An 8042-nucleotide genomic window follows, 5' to 3' on the forward strand; every position below is an offset into this window, starting at 1 on the left:
GTACCGGTCGTGGCTGAGCGCCAGCACCACCAGGTCGTGCTCGCGCAGGTCGTGCGAGACGTTCTCCAGGTCGAGCAGGACGGGCCCGTCCGGGCTCCGGCTTACGATCAGGCATGACCTCTTCCTCGTCCTCGTCCTCGCTGTCGCTCTGGTCCAAGGACTCGGTCCTCTCCGTCGCCTCGGCCGGCAGCGTGCTGTCGATCGGCTCGGTCGGCTCGGTGCTCTCGGTGGGCTCGGTCGGCAGCGTGCTGTCCCTCGGCTCGGTGGGCTCGGCGCTCTCCGCGCTGTCCGGTGGCTCCTGGCTGAGCCTCGGCTCGCTGCTGTCGGCCAACTCCCGCTGGTCGGTGCTGTCCTGGCGGTCGCGGAACGGCCTGATGGCGGCCGGCGTGGTCGCGGCCGCCGCGGGCGCCGTCCTCGCCGCGGGCAGCACGGCGCGCCCCTCGAAGTGACACCGCGGCCTCGGGTCGAGCCGGACCACCGCTGCCCCCGGGCAGTGGCGGTTCGGCTCGACCCGAGGCCGTTTCCGCAGGTGGGAGGCGGTTTCGACGGAGCATCAGGTGGCGTAATGCGGTAGCAACGAAAAACCCGCCGGTACGGCCCTAGGGTTCTCGCCGAACCGACCACCCGATACCGGAGCGGCGCCGATGACCAGCGAGAACCCCCAGCGGGCCGGAGCCCGGCGACTACGCGCCGACCGGGCCCGGCAGGTCGCGGACGTCCTGCGCCGGCAGGTGCTGAGCGAGGCGTTCAAGGACGGTCCGCTGCCGCACGAGGACCGGCTCGCGGACGAGTTCGGCGCGTCGCGGAACACCATCCGGGAGGCGCTGGACCTGCTGCGCGGCGAGGGCCTAGTCCGCCGGGTGCCCGGCTCGGGGACGCTGGTGGTGGCCGGGAAGGTGCCGCACGGGCTGGACCGGCTGCAGGGCCTCGCCGAGACCCTGCACGAGCACGGCGAGGTGACCAACGAGGTACGCGCCTTCGGCCCGGTCCGCGCACCCGGCCCGGTGGCCCGCCGGCTCGGGCTGCCCGACGGGGCGGACGTCGTCTACGTCGAGCGGCTCCGCCGGCTGAACGGCCTGCCGCTCTCGCTGGACCTCACCTACCTGGCGCCCGACATCGGCGCCGGGCTGGCGGCGGAGGACCTGGCGGGCCAGGACGTCTTCCGGCTGATCGAGGAGGTCACCGGACAGCCGCTCGGCCGCGCCGACATCACCCTGGAAGCGGTCAACGCCGACCCGCACTCCGCCACCGTCCTCGAAGTACCGCGCGGGGCGGCCCTGTTGATGCTGGAGCGGCTCACCGCACTGGCCGACGGGCGGCCCGTCGACCTGGAGTACGTCCGTTTCCGCGGCGACCGGCTGACCATGCAGGGCCAGCTGCTGCGCGACACCCCCTGAAGCCCCGATCCCCCGGAGGAAGCCGCCCATGGCGCTCGCCGACCACCGCTCCGACGTACCCGTGACGATCGACGCCTCACTCTGCATCGACGGCTGCACGCTCTGCGTCGAGATGTGTCCGCTGGACTCGCTGGCCATCGACCCGGAGAGCAACAAGGCCTACATGCACGTCGACGAGTGCTGGTACTGCGGCCCGTGCGCCGCCCGCTGCCCCACCGGCGCGGTCACCCTCAACATGCCCTACCTACTTCGCTGAGGATCCGTCAGATGCCGTACACCACACGCCCGGCCGGACCGCTGCTCGCGGCGTGCGCCCTCGCCGCCGCGACCGCCTGCTCCTCCTCGGCGGGGGCCGGCGGCACCACCGTCGAGGTCGTCGTCGGCTACCAGTCGAAGACCATCAACACCGTCACCGCCGGCACCCTGCTGCGCGCCCAGGGCTACTTCGAGCAGCAGCTCGCCGAGCAGGGCCGCAAGGACGGGAGGACGTACAAGGTCACCTGGCAGGACTACGACTCCGGCGCGCCGATCACCGCGCAGATGCTCGCCGGGAAGACCGACATCGGCTCGATGGGCGACTACCCGCTGCTGATCAACGGCTCCCGCGCCCAGGAGGCCGGCGGGCCCGGCACCCGGCTGGTCTCGGTGACCGGCTACAACCTGCTCGGTGCGCTCAACTCCGTGGTGGTGCCGAACGGTTCGACCGCGCACACGCTGGCCGACCTGAAGGGGAGGAAGGTCTCCACCTCCGCCGGCTCGGCCGCCGACGGCACCCTGGTCCAGGCGCTCGCCAGGGCCGGCGTGGCGGACGCCGAGATCCAGAAGCAGAACCAGCAACCCGCCGTCGGTGACTCGGCGTTGAAGGCCGGCGGGGTGGACGCGCTGGCGCAGTTCGTGGCCTGGCCCGGCGCCGTGGTCTTCGCCGGGGACGGCCGGCTGCTGTACGACGGGGCCGCCCTCGGCCGGCCGACGCTGCACGGCGTGGTGATCCGGCAGGCGTTCGGCACCGGGCACCCGGAGGTGGTGCAGGCCTTCCTGCGCGCCCAGGCGGCCGCCACCGGCTTCCTCAACGAGCACCCGCTGGAGGCGAGCCGGAAGGTCGCCGAGGCCACCGGCCTGCCGCCCGAGGTGGTGCACCTCTACAACGGCCCGAACGGCATCGCCACCTTCGCCACCCCGCTGGCCCCGGAGCTGCTCGACGCGCTGCGCGAGGACGTGCCGTTCCTCCGCTCGGTGGGCGTGCTGAAGGCGCTGGACGTGGAGCGGTTCGTCGATCCCTCGTACCAGCAGCGGGCCGCCCTGCCCGCGATCGCCCCGGCCCGGATCACCGGCACCGACCCGGTCTGCAACCGCCCGGCCGAGGACCCGAAGCTGGCCGGCGAGATCTGGTACGACGGCGAGGACACCACCCGCCCGGCCGCCGACCCCGGCTGCCTGCTGCGGGCGCTGAAGGACCCCGCGAAGAAGGTCCGCGCCGCGTACGTGCCGGACGCCGCCACCGGCACCCGGTGGTTCGCGGACAAGGACTGGTGGGTGCAGGACGCCGCGGCGCTGCTGCCGTTCACCACCGAGGACGGCGCGAAGGCCTACCTGGCGGCCCACCCCGGCGCCCGGCAGCTGTCGTACCGGGAAGCGCTGGCCGCGTCATGAGGCCGCCGCGACGGCTGGTGCGGGCCGCGGCACTGCTGGCGTCCGCCGGGCTCTGGCAGCTGCTGACGTCGCAGCACGTGCGGCTGTGGGTGCGGTTCGACCACCTGCCGACGGCCGTCGAGGTCTGGCGGGCGTTCACCGCGCGGCTCGGCACCGCGGAGTACTGGCAGGACCTGGCGGACAGCCTGCGGCGGATTGGCGGCGGCTTCCTGCTGGCGGCGGTGCTCGGGGTGGCGCTCGGGGTGCTGACCGCCCGCTCCCGGTGGGCCGCCGACCTGCTCGGGCCGGTGCTGGAGGTGGTCCGGCCGGTCCCGGCGATCGCGCTGGTGCCGGTGGCGATCATGCTGTTCCCGGAGAACGAGCAGGGGATCGTGTTCATCACCTGCACCGCCGCGTTCTTCCCGGTCCTGGTCGCCACCCGGCACGCGGTGCGGGCGGTGCCCCCGCTGTGGGAGGAGGCGGTCCGGACGATGGGCGGCGGGCGCGCGCGGGTGCTGTGGAGCGTGGTGCTGCCCGGTGCGCTGCCGGGCGTGGTCGGCGGGCTGTCGGTGGGCATCGGGGTGGCCTGGATCTGTGTGATCTCGGCGGAGATGGTCTCGGGGCAGTTCGGCGTCGGGTACCGGACGTGGTCCGCGTACACCGTGCTGGACTACCCGGGGGTGTTCGTCGGAATGGCCACCATCGGGGTGCTGGGCTGGGCCACCTCCGGGACGGTCGAGCTGATCGGCCGCCGGCTCACCGCCTGGCTGCCGCCGGCCGCGGCCGGGCGGAGCGCCGCACCGGCCCCGGTCCGGCCGGCGCCGGCGGTCCGGCCGGCACGTCAGGAGGCGGGGGTATGAGCCTGCGGCTGACCGCCCGGGGCCTGTGCCTCGGCCACCCCGGACACCCGGTGCTCGACGGGGTCGACCTGGACGTCGCGCCCGGCGAGGTGCTGACCGTGGTCGGCGTCTCGGGCGGCGGAAAGTCCACCCTGCTGCGCGCGCTGGCCGGGCTGCTGCCTCCGCTCGGCGGCGAACTGCTCGCGGACGGGCGGCCGTTGCGCGGCCCCGGCGCCGAACGAGCGCTGGTGTTCCAGGAGGACGGCCTGCTGCCCTGGCGGACCGTCCGGCGCAACGTCGAGCTCCCGCTGGCCGTCCGGCGCACCCCGCGCGCGGAGCGGTCCGGCCCGGTCGCCGACTGGATCGGCCGCGTCGGCCTGGCCGGCCTGGAGCGCCGGCTGCCGCGCGAGCTGTCCGGCGGGCAGCGCCAGCGGGTGCAGCTCGCCCGGGCCCTGGTCGGCGCGCCGCGGGCGGTGCTGATGGACGAGCCGTTCGGCGCGCTGGACGCGCAGACCCGGGCGGCGATGCAGCAACTCCTGTTGTCCGTCTGGGAGAAGGAGCGCTGCACGGTCGTCTTCGTCACCCACGACGTGGACGAGGCGCTGCTGCTCGGCGACCGGGTCGCCGTCCTCGGCGGCGGGACGGTGGCGGCCGTCCACGCCGTCCCCTACTCCCGTGACCCCGCCGCCCGTTCCGAGCCGGCCGTCGCCGCCCTGCGCGAGCTGCTGCTGGCCCAGTTGTCCGGGGCCGGCCGGCCGGTACCCGAGGAAGGTTCCCCATGAAGATCCCCGACCTGGCCGAGGCCCGGCGGCTGAGCTGTGACGTGCTGGTGGTCGGCGGCGGTACCGCCGGATCGATGGCCGCGATCAGCGCGGCCGAGGCCGGGGCGAGCGTCCTGCTGCTGGAGAAGGCGCACGTGCGGCACTCCGGCGCGCTGGCGATGGGCATGGACGGCGTCAACAACGCCGTCGTCCCGGGCCGGGCGGACCCGGACGACTACGTCGCCGAGATCACCCGCGCCAACGACGGCATCGTCGACCAGCGCACCGTCCGGCAGACCGCCACCCGCGGCTTCGCGATGGTGCAGCGGCTGGAACGGTACGGCGTGAAGTTCGAGAAGGACGAGCACGGCGGGTACCAGGTCCGCCAGGTGCACCGCTCGGGCAGCTACGTGCTGCCGATGCCGGAGGGCAAGGACGTCAAGAAGGTGCTCTACCGCGTCCTGCGGCAGCGCCACATGCGCGAGCGGATCACCATCGAGAACCGGGTGATGCCGGTGCGGGTGCTCACCGCGGGCGGCCGGGCGGTGGGCGCCGCCGGATTCGACACCCGCAGCGGGGAGTTCGTCACGGTGTCGGCCGGCGCGGTGGTGCTCGCCACCGGTCCGTGCGGCCGGCTCGGCCTGCCCGCCAGCGGCTACCTGTACGGGACGTACGAGAACCCGACCAACGCCGGGGACGGCTACGCGATGGCGTACCACGCGGGCGCGGAGCTGAGCGGCATCGAGTGCTTCCAGATCAACCCGCTGATCAAGGACTACAACGGGCCGGCCTGCGCGTACGTGGCCAATCCGTTCGGCGGCTACCAGGTGAACCGGCACGGCGAGCGGTTCGTCGACTCCGACTACTGGTCCGGGCGGATGATGGCCGAGTTCGCCGCCGAACTCGCCTCCGACCGCGGCCCGGTGTACCTGCGGACCACCCACCTGCCGGAGGAGACCGTGCAGGCGCTGGAGTCGATCCTGCACACCACCGAGCGGCCCAGCCGGGGGACGTTCCACGCCGGGCGCGGGCACGACTACCGCACCCACGACGTGGAGATGCACATCTCCGAGATCGGGCTCTGCGGCGGCCACTCGGCCTCCGGCGTGTGGGTGGACGAGAACGCCGCCACCACCGTGCCCGGGCTGTACGCGGCCGGTGACCTGGCCTGCGTCCCGCACAACTACATGATCGGCGCCTTCGTCTTCGGCGACCTCGCCGGCACCCATGCGGCCGGTCACCTCCCGGCGGAGCGGGCCCCGCTGCCGGCCGACCAGCTGGCCGCGGCGCACGAGCTGGTCTACCGTCCGCTGCGGAACCCGGACGGGCCGCCGCAGCCGCAGGTCGAGTACAAGCTGCGGCGCTTCGTCAACGACTACGTCGCCCCGCCGAAGACGGGCGCCCGGCTGTCCGTCGCGCTGGAGCACATCGAGCGGATGCGCGGCGAGATCGCGGCGATGGGCGCGCAAACGCCGCACGAGCTGATGCGCGCGGTGGAGGTGGACTTCATCCGGGACTGCGCCGAGATGGCGGCCCGGTCCTCACTGGCCCGGACCGAGAGCCGCTGGGGCCTCTACCACGAGCGGGTGGACCACCCGGAGCGGGACGACGGGCGCTGGTTCAGCCACCTCAACCTGCGCCGGAACGCCGCCGGGGCGATGGAGTTCCTCACCCGGCCGGTCGCGCCGTACCTCGTCCCGGTCGAGGGGCTGGAGCCGCCCGCGCTGCCGGTGACCGTGCTCGGCGAGGTGCACCCGATGCCGGTGGGCCGCAGCGGCGAGGCCGTGGCCGCGCCCCGGGCGCGGGCGGCCGCCGTCGCACCGGCCTCGCCCCGGCTGCTCGATCTGCTCCGGCTGGGCGAACGGCAGCCGGACCTGGCGGAGTTGGCACCCTACCTGGCCGACCCGGCGGCCGAGGTGCGGCGGACGGCGGTCACCGTGCTGACCGAGAGTGCGCCCGCCGGCACCGGCCCGGCCCTCGTCCGGGCGCTGGGCGACGAGGACGGGCGGGTCCGGGCGGCGGCGGTGGCCGGGCTGCGCGAGCTGGCCGAGGTGCTGGACGCGGCGCTCGGCGCGGAGCTGCTGCCGGCTGCGGCCTCGCCCGACCCGGTGGTCCGGGCCGGGGTGCTGGAGCTGGCCCGGGTGCTGCGGGCCGGTGCGGTGCCGCTGTTCGGCGATATTCGCGAACACTGTATGCAAATGGGGTGCGGAGATGGCAACGCGCTACGCGGACAACGACGGAGTCCGGATCGCCTTCGAGGACCTCGGCGGCACCGGAGGCGACCCGCTCCTGCTCGTCATGGGCCTCGGGGCGTCCCGCTTCTGGTGGCCGACCGGGCTGATCGACGAGCTCGTTGACCGGGGCTTCCACGTCGTGGCCTACGACCAGCGCGACGCGGGCCAGTCCACCCACTTCCCCGGCCGCCGCCAGGCCCACCCGCTGCTGGCACTGCTCCGGCGCGAGGCACCGGCCTACCGCGCCGAGGACCTCACCGACGACGCGATCGCCGTCCTCGACGCCCTCGGCTGGAACCGTGCCCACCTGTTCGGCCACTCCATGGGCGGGCTCGTGGCCCAGCGCATCGCCATCAGGCACCCGCACCGAGTGCTGACGCTGACCAGCTCCTCGGCGGTACCGAGCGACGTCAAGGGCCTCGCCGTCGTGCGCTACGTCCGCCTGGGAACGGTCGCCCGATTCACCCGCCTGCGCCACCCGCGAACCCCCGAGGGCGAACTGGCACTCGCGCTGACCGTCGCCCGGATCCTCGCCCCCGGCCGGAACATCGGCGAGGACGACATCCGCGAGTTCGTCCGGAACGAGGCCGCCCACCAGGTCGCGAGCTTCCGGGACGACAAGGCCCAGAGCCGCCAGATCGGCGCCAAGTGGCACGGCGGCTCGCTCGCCCGGATCACCGTGCCCACCCTCGTCCTCCACGGCGAGGACGACCCACTGCTGCGCACCGCCGCCGGCCGCGACACCGCCGTCCTGATCCCCGGAGCCCGGCTTCGCACGATGCCCGGCGTCGGCCATTTCCTCACCCGTGACGCATGGGCCCGCTATGCCGCGCAGATCCGCGCGCTCGCCGACACCCCGTCGACCGCGTGAGGCCGCCGGCGGATGGCGCATCACGGGGCTCCTGATCTGCCCAACACCGTTTCCTGCCAGGGCATCTCGACTACGCTGACGGTGGTCACAGCCAAGATCGAACGAGGGGGGCACGCCCATGCCGTACGAGACCGGCGCGAAGGTGAAGCTGACCAGGGACGCGCAGGTCACCGGGGTCGACACGGTGGCCAGGATGGGCTTCCCCGGTCCGCTGTTCCTCGCCGAGGGCCTGACGGGCACCGTCACGGGTGTGCGGCGCCCTCGGGCACGGGGTGCGGGGCCTTGCCGGACCGCAGCACCGCGCCGGTCCC

General features: G+C 74.2%; 9 protein-coding genes and 1 pseudogene. 9 read left to right on the forward strand and 1 reads right to left on the reverse strand.

The window, feature by feature from the left end:
* A pseudogene (locus ABZ885_RS31495) lies at positions 1 to 93 on the reverse strand (aminoglycoside phosphotransferase family protein); the annotation flags it as partial.
* Positions 94 to 113: 20 nt separating this feature from the next.
* Between ABZ885_RS31495 and ABZ885_RS31500 the strand changes: the two are divergent.
* From ABZ885_RS31500 to ABZ885_RS31540, 9 genes are all read left to right on the forward strand, one after another.
* Positions 114 to 449 carry a hypothetical protein gene (locus ABZ885_RS31500; protein WP_360196118.1) on the forward strand — a complete coding sequence of 112 codons (336 nt, stop codon included), beginning with the start codon at positions 114 to 116 and terminating at the stop codon, positions 447 to 449.
* 195 nt (positions 450 to 644) lie between these two features.
* A complete protein-coding gene (locus tag ABZ885_RS31505) occupies positions 645 to 1397 on the forward strand; it encodes a GntR family transcriptional regulator (protein ID WP_360196121.1) in 753 nt (250 codons plus the stop codon).
* A gap of 28 nt (positions 1398 to 1425) precedes the next feature.
* Positions 1426 to 1653 (forward strand): ferredoxin family protein, encoded by a 228-nt coding sequence (locus ABZ885_RS31510; protein ID WP_360196124.1) that lies wholly within the window; start codon positions 1426 to 1428, stop codon positions 1651 to 1653.
* Positions 1654 to 1664: 11 nt separating this feature from the next.
* Positions 1665 to 3047: an ABC transporter substrate-binding protein gene (locus ABZ885_RS31515; RefSeq protein ID WP_360196127.1), complete on the forward strand. Its 1383-nt coding sequence runs from the start codon at positions 1665 to 1667 to the stop codon at positions 3045 to 3047.
* Positions 3044 to 3886 carry an ABC transporter permease gene (locus ABZ885_RS31520; protein WP_360196130.1) on the forward strand — a complete coding sequence of 281 codons (843 nt, stop codon included), beginning with the start codon at positions 3044 to 3046 and terminating at the stop codon, positions 3884 to 3886. Before ABZ885_RS31515 ends, ABZ885_RS31520 begins: the two co-directional genes overlap by 4 nt.
* Positions 3883 to 4647 (forward strand): ABC transporter ATP-binding protein, encoded by a 765-nt coding sequence (locus ABZ885_RS31525; protein ID WP_360196133.1) that lies wholly within the window; start codon positions 3883 to 3885, stop codon positions 4645 to 4647. The genes ABZ885_RS31520 and ABZ885_RS31525 overlap by 4 nt, the downstream gene beginning before the upstream one ends.
* Positions 4644 to 6983: a fumarate reductase/succinate dehydrogenase flavoprotein subunit gene (locus tag ABZ885_RS31530; protein WP_360196136.1), complete on the forward strand. Its 2340-nt coding sequence runs from the start codon at positions 4644 to 4646 to the stop codon at positions 6981 to 6983. The genes ABZ885_RS31525 and ABZ885_RS31530 overlap by 4 nt, the downstream gene beginning before the upstream one ends.
* Positions 6925 to 7731 carry an alpha/beta hydrolase gene (locus ABZ885_RS31535; RefSeq protein ID WP_360196141.1) on the forward strand — a complete coding sequence of 269 codons (807 nt, stop codon included), beginning with the start codon at positions 6925 to 6927 and terminating at the stop codon, positions 7729 to 7731. Before ABZ885_RS31530 ends, ABZ885_RS31535 begins: the two co-directional genes overlap by 59 nt.
* A 118-nt stretch (positions 7732 to 7849) precedes the next feature.
* The coding region (locus ABZ885_RS31540; protein WP_360196139.1) for a hypothetical protein at positions 7850 to 8042 on the forward strand (193 nt) is incomplete at its 3' end.

It is taken from the genome of Kitasatospora sp. NPDC047058, from assembly GCF_040643935.1.
Lineage (GTDB): Bacteria > Actinomycetota > Actinomycetes > Streptomycetales > Streptomycetaceae > Kitasatospora.